Origin of the sequence: Streptomyces sp. NBC_00448 (assembly GCF_036014115.1) — a bacterium.
In the GTDB taxonomy this organism is placed as follows: Bacteria; Actinomycetota; Actinomycetes; order Streptomycetales; family Streptomycetaceae; genus Actinacidiphila.
The window spans coordinates 727,192-748,103 of record NZ_CP107913.1 but is presented as its reverse complement, the minus strand read 5'-3'; the positions used below and the strand labels follow the sequence as shown (position 1 = coordinate 748,103).

The window sequence follows — 20,912 nt, the reverse complement described above, 5'->3', positions numbered from 1 at the left end:
GGTCCCGCACGCTGTTCCGCACGGCGAACCACCGAGCGCAGGGACAGGGGACAGGTCATGGTCATGGGCCGAATGGACACCGGGTCCGGGAGAGGCGCCGGGTCCGGCAACGGCACCGGGTCCGGGGGAGGCACCGCCCTTTCGGCGCCGCCGGCGCGGTCGGCGGTCCTCGCGGTCGGGCTGGCCGGCAGCGCCGTCGGGCTCATCTACGGATACGACACCGGCGCACTCGCCGGAGCCCTGCTCTCCCTGAAGCGCGACTTCGGTCTGAGCACCCACATGCAGGAGACGGTCACGTCCGCGGTCGGGGCCGGCTCCGTCATCGGCGCGGTCCTGGCGAAGTCGGCCTGCGACCGGCTGGGACGGCGCCGCACCATGTACGCGGTCTGCATCGGGTATGTGGTCTTCTCCGCGCTGTCCGGTCTCGCCCCCGACCTGGCCACCCTCCTCGTGGCCCGCCTGCTGCTCGGCGTCGCCATCGGCGGTTCCGTGGTCGCGGCGCCCGTGTTCGTCGGCGAGTCCTCCCCCCTGCACCTGCGCGGCCGGTTGCTGGTCTGCTACCAACTCGCCACCACCGTGGGCATCGCCGCGTCGTACTTCGCCGACCTCGGGCTGGCGAACGGCGGCCAGAACGACTGGCGGTGGATGCTGGGCATCTCGGCGCTGCCCGCCGCCGTCGTCACCATCCTCGTGGCCCGCCTGCCGGAGACCGGCCACTGGTACCTGATGCACGGCCGCGCCGAGGAGGCCGCGGTGTCCCTCGCGCGGACCCGCAGCGCCGACGAGGTGCCGGCGGAGTTGGAGCGGATACGCGCCTCGCTGGCGGCCGGGAAGCCCGGCACCGTACGCGAGTTGCTGCGCCCGCCCTACCGGCGCGCGGGCCTGTTCGTGGTCGGGCTCGGCTTCTTCGTCCAGGTCACCGGGATCGCCGCGATCGTCGCCTACAGCCCCCTCATCTACAAGAAGGTCGGGTTCACCAGCGACCACGCCGCGATCATGGTCACCGCGATGGTGCAACTCGCGGCGATGCTCGGCGAAGTGCTGGCACTGGTCCTGGTGGAGCGGGCCGGCCGCCGCCCCACCCTGCTGACCGGCATCACCTTGATGGCCGTGGCCAACGCGGTGCTGATCGCCGCCTTCGCCTGGGGGGTCGGCCGTGGCGCGACCGAGGTGATCGCGGTGACCGGCGTGGTCCTGTTCCGGATCGGCTACTCGGCCGGGTTCGGCGCCATGGTCTGGGTCTACGCCTCCGAGGCGCTGCCCGCGCGGCTGCGCTCCACCGGTGCCTCCCTGCTGCTCACCGTCGACCTGCTCACCAACCTCATCATCACGCTCACCTTCCTGTCCCTGCTCACCTCGCTCGGCGGCGTCACGGCCTTCGGGCTCTTCCTCGCGCTGTGCCTGGCAGCCGCCGTCTTCGCGCTGCGGTTCGCCCCGGAGACCCGCGGCCGGACCCTCGACGAGGTGGAGGGATTCTGGAAGCGCGGCGGCCGCTGGCAGGCCGACTGAGGCGCGGTCCGCTGAAACGTCGTCCGTGCCGCCGCCACCTCGACGGGCACCCCACCCCACCCCACCGTTCCGGAACCGAGGAGACCTCGCATGCACCGTCCGCAGCCGAGCCGCCGCAGTGTCGTCGGCATGTCCGCAGCCCTCGCCGCGAGCAGCACACTCGCCGGGCAACTTCTCAACGCGTCCGCGGCGTCGGCGAGTTCGCCCGGCCCGGCGCGTTCGGCAGCTTCGGCGCGTTCGGCCGTGGCGGGCTGCCGGGTCGGGCGCGGTGGGCGCGCGCAGGGGCACGTCGTGTGGTGGGCGGAGGCCGGCACCTCCCAGGCGGGTTCCCCGGCCGGTTCCTCGGCGAGTTCCCCGGTGGCCTTCGCGGCGGCCGAACTCGCGCGCTACCTCGGCCGCGTCATCGGGGGGAGCGTCCCGGTGGTCCGGCTCGCGAACCCCGCCGGCACGGCGCCGTACGGCCTCGCCTTCGTCCGCGGGCAGGTGCCCGCCGCGGACGTCCTGGCGGCCGCCTCCCGTGACGCCGAGGCCCTGAGTTCCCAGCCCGAGGACAGCTGGACCGTCACCACCGGCGCGGACTTCTCGGTGCTCACCGGAGCCGGCGAGCGGGCCTGTCTGTTCGCCGCGTACGGGCTGCTGCGCCAGACCGGTGTCGAGTTCTTCGCCCCGACCTTCTCCTTCTACCAGGGCGCGGCCGAGTCGGTGCCCCGCTCGCCCGACCTCGTCCTCGGCTCCGGCACCACGCACCGGTCGCCGCAGTGGGCGCTGCGCCGCAAGTACGTGGAGGAGGGCTGGAGCATCAACACCGGCGCCCTCGTCGCGCTGGTCGACTGGATGGCCAAGCAGGGCCTGAACACCCTGGTCTTCCCCTACGACTACGGCGGCTTCGGCTCGACCCGCTACGACGACTTCCGCACCGCCCTCGCCCCCGAGATCGCCCGCCGGGGCCTGGAGTTGGAGGTGGGCGGGCACGGCTACCAGTCGTTCCTGCCGCAGTCGACGTACCCGCAGTACTACACGTCCGGCACCAACGTCTTCGACGTGCAGAACGGCGCGGCCGTCGACCAGTACGTGCACAACGTGCTCGACTACCTCACCACCCGCCCGGAGATCGGCATCTTCGACTGCTGGCCGCCGGACAGTGCCGTCTGGCCGAAGGCCGCGCTCGCCGCGTACGGCACCGCCGGCAACGCCGAGACCGTGGTCGTCAACGCGGTCGTCGCCGCGCTGCGCGACGCGGCCCCCGGTGTGCGGGTGGAGCGGATCGCCTACGGCGCCGCCATCGACCCGCCCAACGGCGGCCACTCCTTCGACCCGGACGTCATCGTCGACTTCGCCCCCTACGGCCGCACCTACTCCGCCGCCCTCGACGACCCCTCCTCCACCACCAACGCGGGCTACCTCGCCCTGCTGCGGCAGTGGCGCGACGCCCACGAGGGGCCGCTCGCGGTGTACGACTACTCGCGCCGCTACCGCTGGCGGCAGCTGCCGGCCAACATCCTGCCGGTGCTGGCCCGGGACGCCGCCGTGTACCGCTCGCTCGGCCTGAGCGGAATCGGCTGCTACGCCGAGCCCGCCAACTGGCTGTCCGCCGAGGCCGTCCACCTCTTCGCGGCACACAGCGCCTGGGACCCGGCGCTGGACGACGGGCAGTTCCTCGGCGCCTACCTCCCGGCCCGGTTCGGTGCGTCGGCCGCCGCCATGGCCGACTACTTCGCCCGGACGACCGCCGACCCCGATCAGCTCGGCTCCGCGGCAACGTCCTTCCGGGACAACTACACCGCCGCGCGCGCCGACCTGGACAGCGCGCGCGGGGCCGCACCCGCGGGCAGCCCGCAGCGGTTCGTGCTGGACCGCCTGGACCAGGCCGCGGAGATCTCGCTGGCCGATGTCGGGATCTCCCTCGCCGCTTCCGGGACCGCCGCCGAGCGCACCGAGGCAGCCGACCGCTACGAGCAGCTGACCCTGCGGCACCGCTTCGACGGCGTCCAGTTGGACTGCTCCTACGTGGCGAGCCGGTACGGCGAGGACCGCGACCGGGTCGCGATCGCCCACGAGTACCGCGCGCCGGCCTGGGGCTACGCGGACCCGTCCCGGCCGGCCCTGCCCGCGGGCGGCACCGCCGTACTCACCGTCCACGCGCAGGACGTGGACTACCGGGGGCACCGGGTCCAGTGGCGGCTGACCCTGCCGGAGGGTGTCACCGCCGACCGCACCTCGGGCGTGCTGGAGGCGCACGGCGAGCGGCAGGGCGCTGTGGCCGTCAGGCTCGACGCCGGGCCGGTGCCGGCGACCGGGGACCGCACTATCGTGGTGGCGTTCAGCAGCTCGGGCACCGAACTGACGAGTGTCACCTGCACGTTGACGACGTGACGACCTGACAGCGTGCCGACATGACGACCATGCGGCGCGGGGCCGGCGGAGTCCGGCCCGCGCCGCAACCCACCAGGCCGCGCCCGTCGGGGCGGCCCGCACCACAGGACCCCATGTGATTGACGCCGAGACACCCGCGTCCGCGCACGGCACCGGACCGGCCGACGGTGCCGGCGAGGCCGCGGGCCCCCGACCCTGCTGCGCACCGCGGCGCCCCGGCCCGCCGCCGGGACCGACGACTCCGCTCGGACCGCCGGCGCCGCCCGAACCACCCGCGCCGGCGGAGCGGACAACCGGTCCGCGGGCGGGCCTCCAGTCGCCGGTGCCGCTGCCCGGCGGCGAGTTCGCCATGGGGGACGCCTTCGACGAGGGGTACGCCGCCGACGGCGAGACCCCGGTGCACCGGGTGCGCCTGCGCCCCTTCGCCCTCGACCCGACCGCGGTCACCAACGCCGAGTTCGCCGCCTTCGTGGCCGCCACCGGCCACGTGACGGACGCTGAACGCTACGGCCGGTCCGCGGTGTTCCACCTGGCCCTCGCCGCACCGGCGAACGCGGTGCTCGGCCGCGTGCAGGCGGCCCCGTGGTGGGTGAGCGTGCGCGGCGCGGACTGGGCGCATCCCGGCGGACCGGACTCGGGTATCGAGGACCTGCTGGACCACCCCGTCGTCCACGTCTCCCACCGCGACGCCCTCGCCTACTGCCGCTGGGCGGGCAAGCGGCTGCCGACCGAGGCCGAATGGGAGTACGCGGCACGCGGCGGTCTCGCGGGCCGCCGGTTCGCGTGGGGCGACGAACTCACCCCGGGCGGCGAGCACCGGTGCAACATCTGGAACGGCGACTTCCCCACCGTCAACACCCGCGCCGACGGGTATCTGACCACCGCACCCGCCGCCGCCTTCCCGCCCAACGGCTTCGGGCTGCGGAACATGTCCGGCAACACCTGGGAGTGGTGCGCGGACTGGTTCTCGCCGTACTACTACCGCCGCTCGCCCGACGAGGACCCCCAGGGCCCGCGCTTCGGCCAGGGCCGCGTGATGCGAGGCGGCTCCTACCTGTGCCACGACTCGTACTGCCACCGCTACCGCGTCGCCGCCCGCTCCGCCAACACCCCCGACTCCACCGCGGCCAACCTCGGCTTCCGCTGCGCCGCGGATCTCGCCGCGGACCAGGGGCCACGGGAGGTCCAGGTCAACCCGTAGCCCCGGTTCCGCCACGGCGGGAGCGGTGCGGGGATTTCCGGAGGCACGGACCAACGGGGCCGGTTCGCCGCATGTCTCCTATCGCATGCTCTCGTCCCGACCGATGTGGAAGGCCCCCGCGGCAGCCGCCAGCACTGCTGCCAGCGCGGCGCGTTCCGGGAGTCGCGGGTCGGGGTCGGCGCGCAGCAGGACCAGCTGGTGGTAGAGGGGCGCCGTCGCGGCGATCAACAGGCCCCGCGCGTCCGTGTGCTGTGCGGGGAGTTCGCCGCGCGTGAGGGCGCGCTCGACGAGGATCTCGCACTGGTCGTACCGGTCGTTCCACAGCTGGGTCTGGGCTCGCGCGGCCTGTTCGGAGTGGAACGAGGCGGCCATCAGGGCGACGGCGAACGACGGCCGTACGAGCAGGGATTCCTGGATCTCCTGGTTGAGGGCTGTCAGGTCGCCGCGCAGCGAGCCGGTGTCCGGCGGCTGCCAGTCGATCTCGCCGGCGGCGGCGATGACGTCGACGAGCAGGCCGCCGACATCGCGCCAGCGCCGGTAGACCGTGGCGCGGTGCACGCCGGCCCGCGCCGCGACGCCCTCCATCGTGAGTCCTTCGTGCCCGCGTTCGGCGAGTTCGGCGCGCACCGCGTCGAGCACCTGGGCGCGGACGCGGGCGGTGCGACCGCCAGGACGGCGGTCCGAGGTGGTGTCGAGTGGGTCTGTCATCGGCGACCAGTATCCGGTTGATCGGGTGGCGGGGCTGTGCCAGCATCTTAACGCGACAGTTGTCGCTCTAAGCTCTCCCGAGAGGAACCGCCGCCACGATGCCGCCCGTGCCCGCCGACCCCACCGTGCTCCACCCGATGCCCGGGCACCCGCGGGTGGTCCTGCTCAAGCCACTGGTGACGTCACCGCTGATCGAGGTCGGCGACTTCTCCTACTACGACGATCCGGACGACCCGACCGCGTTCGAGACGCGCAACGTCCTCTACCACTACGGCCCCGAGCGGCTGGTCATCGGCAGGTACTGCGCGCTGGGGACGGGCACCCGGTTCCTGATGAACGGCGCCAACCACCGGATGGACGGTCCTTCCACCTTCCCGTTCCCCACCATGGGGGGCTCCTGGGCGGAGCACTTCGACCTGATCACCGACCTGCCCGGCCGGGGCGACACGGTCGTCGGCAACGACGTGTGGTTCGGCCACGGCGCCACGGTCATGCCCGGCGTACGCATCGGCCACGGCGCGATCATCGCCGCCGGCGCCGTGGTCACCGCCGACGTCCCCGACTACGGCATCGCCGGCGGCAACCCCGCCCGGCTCATCCGCACCCGCTGCGACGCCGCGGACATCGCCCGGCTCCTCGCCGTGGCGTGGTGGGACTGGCCCGTGCGGCACATCACCCGGCACGTGCGGACGATCATGTCGGGGACCGTCGCCGAGTTGGAGGAGGCCGCCGCGCAGCTCGACCAACCCTGACACCGTGTCCTCACCGCACCCCGTCGCCGCCGCGCCGCCCGTACCCCTCCCGCGCCAGAATCGAGTGATCGCCCATGTCCCGTCGCCGCGCCCACATCGCGATGGTCGGCGTCCCCCTCGTCAGCCACGTCCTGCCCAGCCTCGCGGTCATCCGTGAGCTGGTGGCCCGCGGGCACCGGGTCAGCTACGCCAACGACCCGCTCGTGGCCGACCGGATCGAGTCCGCGGGCGCGGAACTGGTGCCCTGCACCTCCACGTTGCCCGTCGTGGACAACGACTGGCCGGCCGATCCCATCGCCGCGGCGAGCCTCTTCCTCGACGACGCCGTCCAGGCGCTCCCGCAACTGCGCGCCGCCTACGACGCCGATCCGGCCGACCTCTACCTCTACGACATCGGCGCCTACGCCGCGCGCGCCCTCGCCGAAGCGCAGGGCCGTCCCCTCGTGCAGCTGTCCCCGACGTTCGTCGGCTGGGACGGCTACCAGGAGGACGTCGGGGCGCAGTTGCGGAAGCTGCCGGGCGCCGACGCGTACCAGGACAGGTTCGCCCGGTGGCTCGCCGGCTGCGGTGCGACCACCACGGACGTGGACACGTTCTGCGGTCCGCCCGCCCGGGCCCTCGCCCTGATCCCGCGCGCGATGCAGCCGCACGCCGATCGCGTCGACGCCGACACGGTGACCTTCGTCGGCCCCTGCTTCGACAGCCGAGCGGACCCGGACGGCTGGACCCGCCCGGCGGCCGCGGACCAGGTGCTGCTGATCTCGCTCGGCTCGGCGTACACCCGCCGGCCCGCGTTCTACCGGCAGTGCGTCGCGGCCTTCGGCGACCTGCCCGGATGGCAGGTCGTCCTCCAGATCGGCAAGTACACCGACCCCGGGGAACTCGGCACCCTCCCGCCCAACATCGACGTGCACTCCTGGGTCCCGCAGCGGGCGGTGCTGGAACAGGCCGACGCGTTCCTCACCCACGCCGGCATGGGCGGCTGCGGCGAAGGGCTCCTCGCCGGCCTTCCCATGATCGCCGTGCCGCAGGGAGCCGAGCAGTTCATGAACGCCGACCGGCTCGTGGAACTCGGCGTCGCCCGCCGCGTGGACACCGACGACGCCACCCCCGAGACCCTTCGCGCGGCGCTGAACGACCTGGTCACGGACACGGAACGTGCCGACCGGTCCCGGCAGTTGCGGGCCGCCGCCCGGGGAGAGGGCGGCACCCCGCGCGCCGCCGACCTCATCGAGGACATGCTGCCCGCCGCCGTGGTCCCCGCGACGGGCCGCGCGGCGCGGTAGCCGGCCAAGGGCGCTCCTACGGTTGATACCTTTCGACTGTCGAGTGAAAGCCGCCTGTCGCGGCGAAAGGGGGCCGAGGTGCTGACCGAAGAGCGGCGCGAGGCGATTCTGCGCGTGGTCGAACGCCGGGGATCGGTCACGGTGAAGGACCTCTCCGAGGAGATGGGGGTCTCGACCGTCACCGTGCGCCAGGACGTACGGGAACTCGCCGGAAAGGGGCTGCTCGCCCGGGTGCACGGCGGCGCCATGTCGCCGGCCGCGGCCCGGGCGCACGCACCGAAGACCTCCGGTGGCCCGCGCCCCGCGGCGCCCCCGGGCAGGAGCGTCGGACTGGTGGTCCCGCCGGGCGGCTACTACTACGCGGAGGTGATCAGCGGCGTGCAGGACGCCGCCCGCGCCCTGGAGGTCCGCGTCGTCCTCGCCGTCTCCGGCGAGACGTTGCCCGAGAACCAGGAGCAGGTGCGCCAACTGCTCGCCGCGGGCGCCGAGGGCCTGCTGCTGATGCCGCACCCGGGTCTGGGCCTGCCCGAGGAGGTGGAGACCTGGCTGGGCGGGCTCGATGTGCCGGCCGTCCTGATGGAGCGGCGCGCGCGTCCGCCGGCGGGCGCGACCGAGCAGGTCGCCTCCCACCACGCGTACGGAGCGCAGCTAGCCGTCCGGCACCTCGCCGGGCTCGGCCACGACAGGGTCGCCCTGGTCGCCCGGATCGAGAGCCCCAACACCCCGCTGATCCAGGAGGGTTACGCCGCGGCGGTGGCCGAACTCGGCCTGGTGACCGGCCTGGAGTACCCCGTCACGACGACCGAGGGCGGCGACGCGGTGGCGGGCCGCTTCGAGGCGGTCGTCCGGGCAGCGGCGGCGGGCGGGTTCCGCGCGGCGCTCGTGCACAACGACATCGACGCCATCGCCCTGGTCGGCCTGCTCAGGGCGCGGGGCCTGCGGGTGCCCGAGGACGTGGCCGTGGTGGCCTACGACGACGAGGTCGCCGAACTCGCGGACACCCCGTTGACCGCCGTGGCACCGCCGAAGCACGCGGTGGGGGCATGGGCGCTCGACCTGCTGATCCGCAGACTGGAGGACCCGAGCCGCCCGGTGGCGGATGTCCTGCTGCGGCCGGTGCTGAACGTACGGGCCTCCAGCGGGCCCACGGTCGGCGACCAGTAGGCAGGAGCGGCCGGGCTGGGGGTTGGGGCACCTCAACTCCCGCGCGCTTTCGTTTTGTTCGCAACGCGTCGTTCATTCGAAGATTGAAAGCAATACTCCTTGACGACGTTTCGTATGAAGCGAATCATGACGGATGCGAAAGCGCTTACCTAGGAGGAGCCCGCATGACCGAACCGTTCTCCACCACCCGCCGCCGCCTCTTGCAACTGGGCGGCGCCGCCGGACTGGCCGCAGCCGCCAACTCGCTCGCCGCTCCGGGCGCGGCCGCGGCGACCGCTTCGTCGCGCGGCCCGCGTACGACGGTGACCGACCTGGGTCCGGCTGTCGTCCAGTTCTCCCTCATGAGCGGGCTGCTCGTCGGCGACACCGTCTACATCGGATCGCGCAACCTCACCCCTGCCCGGGTGATCGGGTTCCACCTGCCGACCCGGAAGGTGGTCTCGGTCACCGATCTGGACGCGGCACCCGATCCCACCATCCAGGCGCTCGCGGCGGACCCGACCGGCCGGTACCTCTACATCGGCGTGCTGCTCAAGGGCGACCAGGGCAAGCCGAACCTCTTCCGGTGGGACCTGACGACGCCCGACAAGCCTGCCGTGGGCATCGGCAGGACGGGCGGGGACCGCGACATCCGCGCTCTGGCGGTCGCCCCCGACGGCACGGTGTACGCGGTGGGCGGCGTGACGGGGACGCCGCCCGCGCTGTGGGAGTACGACCCGGCCACCGGTGCGACCACCAGCCTGGGCGTCGCCAATCCGCTTGCCACCGAGGCCGAGGCCATCGCGGCCACCGACACCGCCGTCTTCGTCGGGTCGGGCAGCGTTCTGGCCGGCGGGGGCGACGCGAGCAAGGCGGCGCTGTTCGCGTTCGACCGGACCACGCGCACGTTCACCTCGGTGGTGCCCAAGGAGATGGAGCAGGACCCCAGCCTGCGGTGCCTCGGCGTCATCGGCGGGAACCTGGTGGTCAGCACCTCGGGCGGGGTCGATCCCGCGAAGCTCGCCGTGATGGACCTGGCGGACCTCTCCTCGTACACGGTGGTGAGCGTCAACGGCACGACCGCCAAGTGCTTCACCGCCGACACGGACCGGATCTACTTCGCCACCGATACGGGAGTGCAGTCCTATTCGTTGGCGGACAAGACGGTCTCCGCCGTGGAGTTCGACGGACCGGACCTCGGAGAGATCTGGGGCGTGGACTACACCGACGGGAAGCTGGAGGTCGTCTCGGCCTACGGGTTCGTCGCCGAGATCGATCTGGCCGCCGGTACCTCGGTGATCACCGACCTGGGCACGGCAGGCGCTCCCGCGGACGCGGAGGCGGGCATGGGGATCGCGGCCGGCGGCGGATACGTCTACGTCGGCGGCACCGGCACCCTCGCCCGGCACGATCTGCGGAGCGGAGCGGTCGTCAATCTGCGGGCGCCCGGCGAGGCCAAGGACGCCGAGGTGATCGGCGGCCGCCTGTACACCGGCCAGTACGACGCGCAGGGCATCTGGGAGTACGACCCCCGCGCAGGCGGGCAACCGCACCAGATCGCGCAGTTCCCCAGCGTGCAGAACCGGCCGATGGACACCTCCTGGGACCCGGCCAACAAGTTGCTCCTGCTCGGTGTGCAGTCCGACACCGAGGGCGGCGGCGCCTTGTGGACGTACTCGCCGAGGACGGGGAAGTCGAACTCGTACGTCAACCCGATCGACAGCGTCCAGCTCGTCTCGGCGGTGGCGAACCGGGACGGCGTCGCCTACCTGGGCGGTGACAACGCGGCCGCCACGGGACCGCGCGGCACGGTCGTGGCCGTCGATCCGGTCACCGGCCGCGAGCGGTGGCGCCTGGAGACGGGGCAGCAGAAGGGCGTGACGGCCCTCGCGGTGCAGGGCCGTCACCTCTACGGGCTGACCAGGGACGGCGTGCTGTTCGTCATCGACCTGCACACCCGGCAGTTGCTGCACACCGCGGACGTGAGCAGCGTCAGCCGCGGCTACGCGGCCCTGGTCACCAATCGCGGCACGGTCTACGGCGCCTCGAACACCACGCTCTTCCGCTTCCACCCGAAGACGTTCGCCGTCAGCAGCGTCGTCGCCGGCATCAACGGCATCTGGTACAGCGAACCGCACGTCAACGCCCACGACGGCAAGCTCTACACGCTGCGCGGCCACAACCTCGTCGAGGTGGACGACCGCCCGCCGCGATGACCGGTGGGGACGCGCACCGGACGGCGGCGAACGCTCCGCGCAAGGAACCAACCCACCGGCATCGGAAGGAATCCTGCATGAGACGCGCTTCGCGGACCCAGGAACGGCGGAACACCTCGCGCCGACGACTCCGCCTCGCCGGTGCGCTGGCCGCCCTCGCGGCGCCGATGCTGCTGATGCCCCCGGCGTGGGGGGTGAACGCCCCTCACACCTCGCCGATCGCCGGAGCCGGGACCGCGGCGGGCGGTACCGCTGCGGACGGTTCGACCTGCGCGTCCCCGGTATCCGGGCAGACCGTGTTCGCCGACGGATTCGAGGGAACCGCGCCGCAGTTCGGCTTCCACGGGATCGGGATCGACGGCAGCGGCTCCATCACCGCGCAGACCGATCCCGTGCTCGAAGGCCGGCAGTCGGCGGCGTTCACCGTGCCCGACGACGGCAGCTCCTATCGCGCCGAGCTCGGCATGTCGCCGCTCGGGTACGGGTCCTTCCGCTTCCGGTTCGCCGACTTCCTGCCGAGCGACTGGACCGAGGCCGACAACGACACGATCCTCGCCCAATGGCACGGCGCCGACCTGGCGAGCACCGGCAAGCCGACCAACCCGCCGATCGCCCTGTCCATCCGCGACGACGGCTGGCTGCTCACGATGCACTGGCTCGCCAACCCGGACGACACGACGCCGCAGGTGAAGGTCATCCCGCTGGGTCCGATCCGGACCGGGCAGTGGAACGACTGGACCTTCGACATCGATTGGTCCACCCCCACCGAACCCGGCAGCGTCGGCGCCTGCCTCAATGGAGTGCCCCTGGTCACCTACACCGGTACGAACAACTACGACCAGCAGTACGCCCCCCACATGCAGTTGGGGATCTACCGCCCCTCCTGGAACCCGAGCACCCACGGCTCCTACCCGACCGGCGGGCCTCCGGTGCGCGTGTTCGACGACGCGGTCGACGTCCAGGAACTGTCACCCTGACCGGAGTTCCGGTCACCTCGTCCCGGTCATCTCGTCCCGGTCGCCTCCCCGCGACCGGCGCACGGTCGGGACACCGTCCCGCCCGGACGGGACGCTCACGGGAGCGGCCGTGCCGCCAGGCCCGACGCGATCCGGCGCAGCTGCCGGGCCGCGCCGGGCAGGGCGGTGACGGCGGTACCGGCCGTCACCGCCAAGCGTGCGACCTCGGCGGTCAGCGGGCCGTACCCGGCCTCAGGGTCCTCCTGCCCGGACCCGGTCAGCACCAGGTCGGCGGCGGCCAACTCCTTTCCGAGCCCGAGCAGTTCACACAGCCCACGCGCCGCCCGCACCGACACCGCGCCCCAGGCGGAGGCCAATGCGTGCGCGGCGCCGCCCGCGGCACCCGCGCCGGGCCGTTCCGCGTCGCCGCCCAGGAGGGCGGCCAGGCGGGCGAGCCCCCGGTCCAGGTCGGCCGCCTCGGCCGGCCCGCCGCCCTGCCGCGGAGCGTCGAAGGCCGCGGCGCCCGCGGGGCCGAGCAGCGGACGGTCGGTGTCGAGAAGCACCACGACTCCGCCGTCCGGCGGGGGGAGCAGCCGTGACCGGTCGATCCGGGCGACGCGCGCCAGCGCGCCACCGCCGTCCGGCAGGACGCACCCCGCGGTGTCCAGCAGCCGCATGCCGAGCGCGGACAGCAGCCCCGCGCCGCCGTCGAGGGCCGCCCGCTCGCCGGGGGCCAGCATCAGGCGGCGGGCGCCGTGGTCGAGGGCGTGGGCCAGGAGCTCTCCCGCACCACGGCTCGTGGCGGTGAGCGCCGCCCCGTGGAGTTGCCCGGCGGCGGCCCCGAGACGTCCGAGTTCGATCAGCACGGTCCCGTCCGGGAACGCCAGGTAGGCCCCGACCGCGGTGCGGTGGTCCGGTCCGGTGCAGCCGGGCACGCGGCGGACCCGCGCGTCGGGTGCGGCCGCCGCGACGGCGGCCGGCGTCCCCTCGCCGCCGTCGGGCAGGGGGCGCGGCACCACGACGTCGCGCGGCCTGACCGACAGCCAGCCGGCGGTGAGTTCCCGGGCCGCTTCCGGCGCCGTCAGGTGCGGCGGGAAGGAACCCGGTGCCATGACAACTCTCATGTGAACCCTCCCTGGTGGGAGCCCGGCGGGCCGCCGCGGGGGCGTGCCGCGGGCGCCGGTCGGTCAGCTGACGTCCGCGACGCAGCGGAAGCCGATGTTGCCGGCGCTGCTGTCAGGGGTGTTGTGGCTTCGCGCGTCGACCCGGTAGCGGAAGCAGTAGCTCGCGTGGCACAGGTACGAGCCGCCGCGCATCACCTTGCGCCCGGTGGAGCGGGGCGGGCCGGTGGGATTCGTCCGCGGTCCGTCGACGTGCCAGGTGGCGTGGAACCAGTCGGCGCACCATTCCCATACGTTCCCGCAGGTGTTGTACAGGCCGTACCCGTTGGGTGCGTAGGCGTCCGCGGGGACGGTGGAACGCAGGCCGTCGGTGCGGGTGCTGCGGGTGGGGAAGTCGCCCTGCCACACGTTCATGCGGGGGTGGCGGCCGATCCCGGGGTCGTCGCCCCACGGGTACCGGGCCTGCTCCAGGCCGCCACGGGCCGCGAACTCCCATTCCGCCTCGGTGGGCAGACGTTTGCCGGCCCACCTCGCGTACGCCCACGCGTCCCGCCACGTGGTGTGGACCACGGGGTGGTCCATGCGGTCGTCGATACCCGAGCCCGGCCCTTCGGGCCTGCGCCAGTCGGCGCCGGGCACCTCCAGCCACCACGGCGTCCCGGGGACGACCCGCGCCCCGGCCGCCGCCTGCCGTAGGAGCCCGCCGAACACGAAGGACGTGCCCAGGCGTTCGGCCACGCTCACCCAGCCGGTCGCGTCGGCGAACTCGGCGAAGGCCGCGTTCGTCACGGTCGTGGCGTCGATCCGGAACGGGTCGAGCGTGATCGCGCGCACCGGTCCCTCGCCGTCGGCCGGGTAGCCGTCGCCGGCGTCGGTTCCCATCAGGAACGTGCCGCCGGACAGCCGGAGCATTCCCGTCCGGTCCCGGGGCCCGCGCTCGCCGATCCCAGCGGGCGCGGTCGGTGGCGCGGCGGTCGGTTTCGCGGTCGGTGTGGTGGGCCGGCTCGCGGCGCAGCAACTCGGCGGCTGGTTCATCGGCGCGGGCCGTCGGTCGTGGCGCGGCCGGCCGCCAGGGTCACGGGGGCGCCACTGGTGCGGCTGCGGTGGGCGGCCTCCACGATGGCGACGGTGTCGAGCACCTCGGCTTCGGGAACGGTGGCGGTGCCCGAGCGGCACGCGGCGACGAGGGCGGTGAGCAGTCCGCTCACCATGGCCGGCTCGGCGTGCACGGCGAAGTCGCGGGTGCCGTCCGGGCCGCGTAGCCGGCCGGTGGTCCACGGCGACCACGCCTCCGGGCCGCCGAGGGTCGCGGTCCTGCCGTCCGCCCAGGTCAGGGTGACGGGCTCGCCGGCAGGCGCATCGACACGCGCGCATCCGGGGCCGAGCGCCGCCACGGCCAGATCCACCAGGTGCACGCCGTACCACGCGAGGAACGGATGACCGGGCTGGGTGGGGAGCGGGCCGGTGAGGTCGATGTGCTCGACGCGGGCGAGGTCGAGCGCGTCACGGAAGGCCGGGGTGAACCGTTTGGGCGAGCCGGCCAGCGGCAGGCAGGAGTGGACGCGGGCCGCGGCGAGCATGTTCCGCGCCTCGCGGACGGTCAGGGCGAAGCGGGTGTCGACGTAGACCGGCTTGCCGTACGGCGCGAGCCGGGTGAACAGACGGGGGTGCGTACGGGCGTCGACCGCCACGACGAGCAGGGCGTCGCAGTCCTCGGCGACCTCCTCCGGCGTCGCGTGGAACCGGACGCCGAGGGCGGCCACTTCGCTTGCGAACGTGTCGATGCGGTCGCGGCTGAGCGGGAAGTCGGCGGACGCCTCGCCCTTCCAGGCGGCGGCGATCGTCGCGCCGGGGACCGCGGAGTCGATGCCGTCGCCGAACAGCCGGGTGAACGACGGGGCGTGCGGCGAGTCGACACCGATGAGTCCCAGCCGCAGCGGCGGGCGCGGTGAGAGGGTCATCCCTTGACCCCGCTCGACGTGATGCTCGCGACGATGTGCCGTTGGAGCGCGACGAAGACGACCAGGCAGGGGAGGAGGCTGATGAACGCGGCGGACATGATGTTCGCCGTCGACTCGGTCTCGGTGTTGAGCGTGGCCAGGCCCACGGTCAGGGTGCGCGCGTGGTCGGTCTGGCCGACGACCAGGGGCCACAGCAGGTCGTTCCAGTGCCACAGGAAGATGAAGATGGCCAGCGTGGCGAGGACCGGCCGGATGAGGGGTAGCACGATCTGCACGAAGGTGCGCCACTCTCCGGCGCCGTCGACGCGGGCGGCGTCGAAGATCTCGTCGGGCAGGTCACGGACGAACTGCCGGATCAGGAAGACCGCCTGCGCGTTGGCCAGGCTGGGCGCGATCAGCCCCCACAGCGTGTTCACCCCGCCCATCCGGGAGATGAGGATGAACGTGGGGATCAAGGTGGCCTGCACGGGCACCATGAGGGTGGCCACGATGGCCCACAGCAGCGCGTTGCGCCCCGGGAAGCGCTTGCGTACGAGCGCGTAGGCGGCCATGGACGCGGTCAGCAGGATCACCACGACCGAGACCACCGAGTAGACGAGGGAGTTGAGCAGCCAGGTCGGGAAGTTGCCGACGTCGAAGACGCGGGTGATGTTGTCGAGTGTCAGCGAGTGGGGCAGCGCGTCGGGGAGGGTGGGCGCGTCCGCGGGCGACAGCGCGAGGACGGCCATCGCGAGCAGGGGGCCGACCGTGAACAGCGAGATGACGGTCAGCAGGATGGTCGGAAGCAGTTGCCTGCGGTGCCGCGGGCCGCGCCGCCGGCTGTTCGGGAGTACGGGCAGCGCGGTCACGTGTGGTCCCTTCCTTCGATGAAGTACCGCTGGATGAGGGACAGGACGAGCACGATGGCGAACAGCACCATGCCGATCGCCGCCGCGTAGCCGAAGTCGAGGAACTTGAAGGCCTCGTCGTAGAGGAAGTAGATGAGGCTGTAGCTGGCCCGGTCCGGGCCGCCGCCGGTCATCACGAAGATGGTGTCGAAGACCTGGAAGCCGATGATCGTCTCGATCACCAGGACGAAGAAGAGCACGGGTTTGAGCAGGGGCAGCGTGATGTGCCAGAACGCCTGGAGGCTGTTCGCGCCGTCGATGCGGGCCGCCTCGTGGACCTCCGCGGGCTGGGACTTCAGGCCGGCGAGGAAGACCAGCATGGAGTAGCCGAAGCCCTTCCACACCGAGACCAGCGCGAGACAGCCGAGGACCAGCAGGTGGTCTCCGGACAGGAAGGCGATCGGTCCCGCGCCGAGTCCGCCCAGCGCCGCGTTGACCGGCCCGTCGGAGCGGAACATCCACGACCAGATGATGCCCGCCATCACGAACGAGCACAGATACGGCACGAACAGCAGCGCGCGGAACGTCCCGGTGCGCCGTACCAGGCTGTTGAGCAGCACGGCGCCGGCGAGGGAGACGGCCATGGTCAGGGGCACGAAGATCCCGACGTAGACGGCCGTGGCCTTCAGGCTCTGCCAGAAGGCGGGGTCGTGCCAGAGCCGCTGGTAGTTCTGCGTGCCCAGCCACGTCATGTCGCCGTTGAGCCGGTAGCGGGTCATGCTCATCGCCGCCGCGCCCGCGATGGGGAGGAACTTGAACAGACCGAAGATCACGAGCGTGGGCAGGACGAACAGGATGCCTGTGGCGGCCTCGCGGCGGCGCCGGCGGGCGAGATGGGCACCCGGGCGGTTGCCCGCCGCGGGGTGCGGCGGGACTCGGCCGGCGGGCAGGGTCCTCGGGGGTGCGTGTACGGGCATGGCAGCCAATCAAGGTGACAGGGGCGGGACTTGGGCGGTGCGGACCTGCCTCGGGGCGCGGGTCCGCCGGGCGCGACCGGCCGTGTCAGGAGCGGGAGAGCAGGTCCCGGGCTTCCTTCGCGGCCTTGTCGAGCGCTTCCTTCGGTGACTGGTTGCCGCCGAGCGCGGCCTGGATGTGGGGCGCCAGGGTCGACATCACCTGGCGGGCGGCGGGCGAGGTCTCGCCGGGGTCGGCGTAGCGCAGCGCGCCCTGCATCGCCGCGTAGTCGGGTCCGGAGCCGGGCGCCTTGACGTCCGTACGGGTCGGGAAGTCGCCCGCGGCGGCGTCGAGCGCGGTCTGGACCGGGGCCGAGCTCAGGTAGGACAGCACGTCGTTGTCGGCCTTGCGCTTGCCGTCACTGGTGATGGAGGTCAGGGCGAGCAGCCCCGGGTTGCCGTAGGTCGCGCGCGTCCTGCCCTGCAGCGGCAGGCCGAGCGAGACGTTGTCCTTGCCCAGGGCGGCGCGCATCTGCTTGAGGTCGGCCAGCGAGGTGACCGGCCGCACCGCGACCTTCCCCGCGGCGACCGGGGCGCCGTCGATCGCGGGGCCCTCGGTGGCGGCGTCGGGAGGCAGGCCGCCCTGCTTCTTCAGGTCGACGAGGAACTGCAGCGCGGCCACCCCGGCGGGGGAGTCGAACGCGATGTCCTTGCCGTCCTTGCTGAACACCGTCCCGCCCGCCTGCCACAGCAGGGGGTAGAAGGACATGTTGAGGGTCTGCTCGGTGCTTCCCGCGTAGTCCATGACCGCCACGCCCTTGCGGGCCAGCACGGGGGCGTCCTTCAGCACGTCGGCCCAGGTCTTGGGGAGCGGCAGGCCGGCGTCGGCGAAGACCTTCGTGTTGTAGGCGGTGGTGTTGATGTTCTGGAAGAGGGGTACCCCGTAGAGCTTTCCGTCGAGGGTGGCGGCCTTGAGGGTCGCGGGGTAGAACGCGGACCGTTCAGCGGCGACTGCGTCGTCGACGGGCAGCAGGCCCTGCACCCGCTGGTAGGTCGCGATCTGGTCGGGTGTGAGCAGCACGATGTCGGGGCCGGAGCCGGCCGCGAGCGCGGCGGAGACCTGCGCGTCCCGCTTGTCGAAGGTCTGGAGTTCTATCTTCAGGTCGATGCCGGGGTGGGACTTGTCGAAGGCGGCCGCGGTGCGGGCCCAGAACGCCTTGCTCGCCGCCGGGTCCGCGATCACGGGATACATCCACAGCGTGACGTTCTCCTTGCCCGACCCGCCGCCGGAGGTGGAGCAGGCGGTGAACGCGAGCGTGGCGGCGGCGGCCAGAGCCGCGTAGCGGAGCGGTCGAAGGCTCATGCTGATTCTCTTTCCTGTGGGTGTGCGGCGGTGGCGGCGGCGCGGGCGCCGGGGATGCGCGGGTGGCCGGGCCGGTCGCGGTCCGGGGCGGCTTCGGCGTCGGGCGCCGCCGAGCCGAGGGCGGTGAGCGCGTCCCGGTGGCGGGCCGCCAGGGGTCCGCCGGTCAGCAGGTCGTCGCCGCAGTACCGCATCCAGCCCAGCAGCGCGGTGCCGAGTTCCGCGCGTTCGACGGCGTACCGCGGGTCGTCCGCGAGGTTGCGCGTCTCGTGCGGGTCGCGGACCAGGTCGTACAACTCGACCGGCGGACTCGAAGCGACGGTGGGGCCGTTGAGGTCGGCGGGCAGGCTGCGGTGCACCCAGGACTGGGTGGGGTCCATCGCCCGGGGGGCGTTGGCGAAGTTGACGATCAGCTTGCGGGTGGCCGAGCGCACCGAGCGTTTCGGGTCGTAGTAGGTGTGGTGCGTGAGCTGGCCGAAGGTGTGCTCGCGCGGGACGCTGTGCTCCTCCACCAGCGGTACGAGGCTGGTGCCGGCCAGGCCCTCGGGCAGCGGCACGCCGGCCAGTTCGAGGAGCGTCGGCAGCACGTCGACGTGGCTGACCATCGGCGCCACGCGCCGGCGCGCCCACCCGGCTCTGCGCGGCACCCGCATGATCAGCGCCACTTCCAGGCCCGGGTCGTACAGCGTGCACTTGGCCCGCGGAAGCGCGAGGCCGTGGTCGGTGGTGAACACCACGATGGTGTCGTCGCGCAGCCCGAGCTCCTCCAGACGGTCCAGGATGTCGCCGACGCCCTCGTCCATGTGCCGTACCGCGCCCTGGAGTTCGGCGATCTCCCGGCGTGCGCCGCTGTCGTCGCGCAGGTACGCCGGGACGGTGTGCCCGAGCGAGCTGTCCGGTTCCACGGCGTCGCCGAGGAACCCCATCACCCCGGGCGGGTCCTGCTTCGACGGGGTGCGGTGCGGCTCGTGGAAGCCCACCTGGAGGTAGAACGGGGAGCCGGCGGCCGCCGCCCGGTCCAGGGCGTCGGTGGCGCGCCGCACGACGACGTCGCGGTCGCCACCGGTACGGACCCGGTCGAAGCCGAGACGCCCGGCCACCGTGGCGTCCGGCAGCACCCTGGACTCGTGGTGCACGCCGACGAGTTCGGTGCGGTACCCGGCGGCCTTCAACCGGTGCGCGAGGTGGGTACCGGGGTCGCGCAGGTCCCAGCCGAACGGCTCGTGGGTCAGGCCGAGCACGCCGTTGGTCTGTGGGTAGGTGCCGGTGAACAGTGACGCGCGAGCCGGACTGCAGTGCGGGGCGGTGGCGAAGGCCGCCTCGAAGAGGGCCGACTCCGCGGCCAGCCGGTCCAGGCACGGGGTCACCACGGTCGGGACGGCGTAGGCGCCGAGGAACCGGCCGAGGTCGTGGCAGTGGAGCAGCAGGATGTTGGGGGTCGCGGTCACGGTCATCCCATCCGCTCCAGGTCGGTACGGGTCAGTGCGTGCCGCAGCGGCTCTCCGGCCAGATGCCGGCGGATCTCCTCGACGGCGATCCATCCGGCGCGGCGCCGGGAGTCCGCGCTGGCTCCGGCCAGATGCGGGGTGAGCAGGACGTTGGGCAGGCCGCGCCACCGGTCGCCGCGCGGCAGCGGCTCGGCGTCGAAGACATCGAGCGCGGCGTCGAGCCGCCCGGAGGCGACGGCCGCGAACAGGGCGTCCATGTCGATGAGCGAGGGCCGGGAGGTGTTGACGAAGGCGCCGCCGTCCCGGATCGCGGCGATCTGCTCGGCGCCGATCATGCCGTGGGTCTCGGGGGTGGCCGGTGCGTGCACGGCGATCACATCGCCCCAGGCCAGCACGTCGGACAGGCCGCAGGCGAGCCGGGCGAGCGGATCGGGCGCGGTGAGGTAGGGGTCGTACACCCGGACCTCGGCGCCGAGCGCCTGGCACAGCCGGATGTACGCCCGCCCGGTGCGGGAGGCGCCGATGACGGCGATCCGGGCGCCCGAGATCTCGCGGCCGCGTGCGATCGCCCGGGCGGCGTCCCAGTCCGCGCCGGAGCGCAGCGCGTGGTCGAGGCGGTGGGTGCGCCGCAGCAGGGAGAGGGTGAAGGTGAGCGACAGTTCGGCGACCGAGGGCGCCATCGCGGCGCCTGCCTGGGAGATGGGCACACCGGACCGCCAGAAGTCGTCGCTCACCAGGGCCTGCACCGAGGATGCCGCGTGCATGACGAAGCGCAGCTGTGGGGCAAGGGCCAGGCGGGCGGCGTCCAGCCGCGGGAATCCCCACGCGGTCACGAAGATCCGGGCATCGGCGGCCGCGTCGTGGAATGCCTGCGGGTCCTGGAGCGCGGCCGGGTCGGCCGTGGTGACCTCGCCGACCTGCTCCAGGGCATCTCGCGTCTCCGGGGGGAAGAACGAGTGCGCCTCGGCGGCGGGCACGCTCAGCAGGATTCGCGGGGGCCGGCGCCGGGAGTCCGGGACACTCCTGGCCGCTGCGAGGTGTCGGTTCATGCCGGTGAAGCTAACCAGCGTCGTAAGTTCTGTCAATGACCGAATTAAA

The 20,912-nt window shown here is 73.1% G+C and carries 17 protein-coding genes; 8 read left to right on the top strand and 9 right to left on the bottom strand.

The genetic code is table 11. From position 1 onward, the window contains the following. Positions 1 to 63: 63 nt before the first annotated feature. The 3 genes from OG370_RS03275 (at position 64) to OG370_RS03265 (ending at position 5,083) form a co-directional block, all read left to right on the top strand. The gene (locus OG370_RS03275) at positions 64 to 1,509 is read left to right on the top strand and encodes a sugar porter family MFS transporter (protein ID WP_328460379.1); all 1,446 of its coding nucleotides are present in this window, start codon (positions 64 to 66) and stop codon (positions 1,507 to 1,509) included. 90 nt (positions 1,510 to 1,599) lie between these two features. After that, on the top strand, positions 1,600 to 3,882 hold the full coding sequence (locus tag OG370_RS03270; protein WP_328460377.1) for a DUF4838 domain-containing protein: 2,283 nt from the start codon (positions 1,600 to 1,602) through the stop codon (positions 3,880 to 3,882). A gap of 118 nt (positions 3,883 to 4,000) precedes the next feature. Then, positions 4,001 to 5,083: a formylglycine-generating enzyme family protein gene (locus tag OG370_RS03265; protein ID WP_443060841.1), complete on the top strand. Its 1,083-nt coding sequence runs from the start codon at positions 4,001 to 4,003 to the stop codon at positions 5,081 to 5,083. A 78-nt stretch (positions 5,084 to 5,161) separates the two neighbouring features. Here the strand turns inward: OG370_RS03265 and OG370_RS03260 are convergent, their stop codons facing one another. Beyond that, the gene (locus OG370_RS03260) at positions 5,162 to 5,791 is read right to left on the bottom strand and encodes a TetR/AcrR family transcriptional regulator (RefSeq protein WP_328460373.1); all 630 of its coding nucleotides are present in this window, start codon (positions 5,789 to 5,791) and stop codon (positions 5,162 to 5,164) included. 98 nt (positions 5,792 to 5,889) lie between these two features. On the opposite strand from OG370_RS03260, the gene OG370_RS03255 reads away from it, so the two are divergent. The 5 genes from OG370_RS03255 to OG370_RS03235 all read left to right on the top strand — a co-directional run bounded on the left by OG370_RS03255 (position 5,890) and on the right by OG370_RS03235 (position 12,165). Then, positions 5,890 to 6,543 (top strand): CatB-related O-acetyltransferase, encoded by a 654-nt coding sequence (locus tag OG370_RS03255; protein WP_328460371.1) that lies wholly within the window; start codon positions 5,890 to 5,892, stop codon positions 6,541 to 6,543. A 74-nt stretch (positions 6,544 to 6,617) separates the two neighbouring features. Beyond that, positions 6,618 to 7,829 (top strand): macrolide family glycosyltransferase, encoded by a 1,212-nt coding sequence (locus OG370_RS03250; protein ID WP_328460369.1) that lies wholly within the window; start codon positions 6,618 to 6,620, stop codon positions 7,827 to 7,829. Between the two features lie 78 nt (positions 7,830 to 7,907). Further along, positions 7,908 to 8,993, top strand: a complete 1,086-nt coding sequence (locus OG370_RS03245) for a LacI family DNA-binding transcriptional regulator (protein WP_328460367.1) — start codon at positions 7,908 to 7,910, stop codon at positions 8,991 to 8,993. Positions 8,994 to 9,157: 164 nt separating this feature from the next. Beyond that, complete coding sequence (locus OG370_RS03240; RefSeq protein ID WP_328460365.1) at positions 9,158 to 11,188, top strand: outer membrane protein assembly factor BamB family protein; 2,031 nt, start codon at positions 9,158 to 9,160, stop codon at positions 11,186 to 11,188. 77 nt (positions 11,189 to 11,265) lie between these two features. Beyond that, on the top strand, positions 11,266 to 12,165 hold the full coding sequence (locus OG370_RS03235; protein ID WP_328460363.1) for a polysaccharide lyase: 900 nt from the start codon (positions 11,266 to 11,268) through the stop codon (positions 12,163 to 12,165). 95 nt (positions 12,166 to 12,260) lie between these two features. Here OG370_RS03235 and OG370_RS03230 read toward each other — a convergent pair whose 3' ends face one another. The 8 genes from OG370_RS03230 to OG370_RS03195 form a co-directional block, all read right to left on the bottom strand. After that, the gene (locus tag OG370_RS03230; protein WP_328460361.1) at positions 12,261 to 13,268 is read right to left on the bottom strand and encodes a glycerate kinase; all 1,008 of its coding nucleotides are present in this window, start codon (positions 13,266 to 13,268) and stop codon (positions 12,261 to 12,263) included. Between the two features lie 63 nt (positions 13,269 to 13,331). Then, the gene (locus tag OG370_RS03225) at positions 13,332 to 14,300 is read right to left on the bottom strand and encodes a formylglycine-generating enzyme family protein (RefSeq protein WP_443060605.1); all 969 of its coding nucleotides are present in this window, start codon (positions 14,298 to 14,300) and stop codon (positions 13,332 to 13,334) included. Beyond that, positions 14,297 to 15,226, bottom strand: coding sequence for a Gfo/Idh/MocA family protein (locus OG370_RS03220; RefSeq protein WP_328460357.1), 930 nt, complete (start codon positions 15,224 to 15,226; stop codon positions 14,297 to 14,299). The genes OG370_RS03225 and OG370_RS03220 overlap by 4 nt, the downstream gene beginning before the upstream one ends. Continuing rightward, on the bottom strand, positions 15,223 to 16,074 hold the full coding sequence (locus OG370_RS03215; protein ID WP_328460355.1) for a carbohydrate ABC transporter permease: 852 nt from the start codon (positions 16,072 to 16,074) through the stop codon (positions 15,223 to 15,225). The genes OG370_RS03220 and OG370_RS03215 overlap by 4 nt, the downstream gene beginning before the upstream one ends. After that, entirely contained in the window at positions 16,071 to 17,030 is a 960-nt protein-coding gene (locus OG370_RS03210; RefSeq protein ID WP_328460353.1) for a carbohydrate ABC transporter permease, read from the bottom strand. Before OG370_RS03210 ends, OG370_RS03215 begins: the two co-directional genes overlap by 4 nt. 85 nt (positions 17,031 to 17,115) lie before the next feature. After that, entirely contained in the window at positions 17,116 to 18,369 is a 1,254-nt protein-coding gene (locus OG370_RS03205; RefSeq protein WP_328460351.1) for an extracellular solute-binding protein, read from the bottom strand. Further along, positions 18,366 to 19,820: a sulfatase family protein gene (locus OG370_RS03200; RefSeq protein ID WP_328460349.1), complete on the bottom strand. Its 1,455-nt coding sequence runs from the start codon at positions 19,818 to 19,820 to the stop codon at positions 18,366 to 18,368. Before OG370_RS03200 ends, OG370_RS03205 begins: the two co-directional genes overlap by 4 nt. Then, positions 19,817 to 20,863, bottom strand: coding sequence for a hydroxyacid dehydrogenase (locus OG370_RS03195; RefSeq protein WP_328460347.1), 1,047 nt, complete (start codon positions 20,861 to 20,863; stop codon positions 19,817 to 19,819). The genes OG370_RS03200 and OG370_RS03195 overlap by 4 nt, the downstream gene beginning before the upstream one ends. Between the last annotated feature and the right edge of the window lie 49 nt (positions 20,864 to 20,912).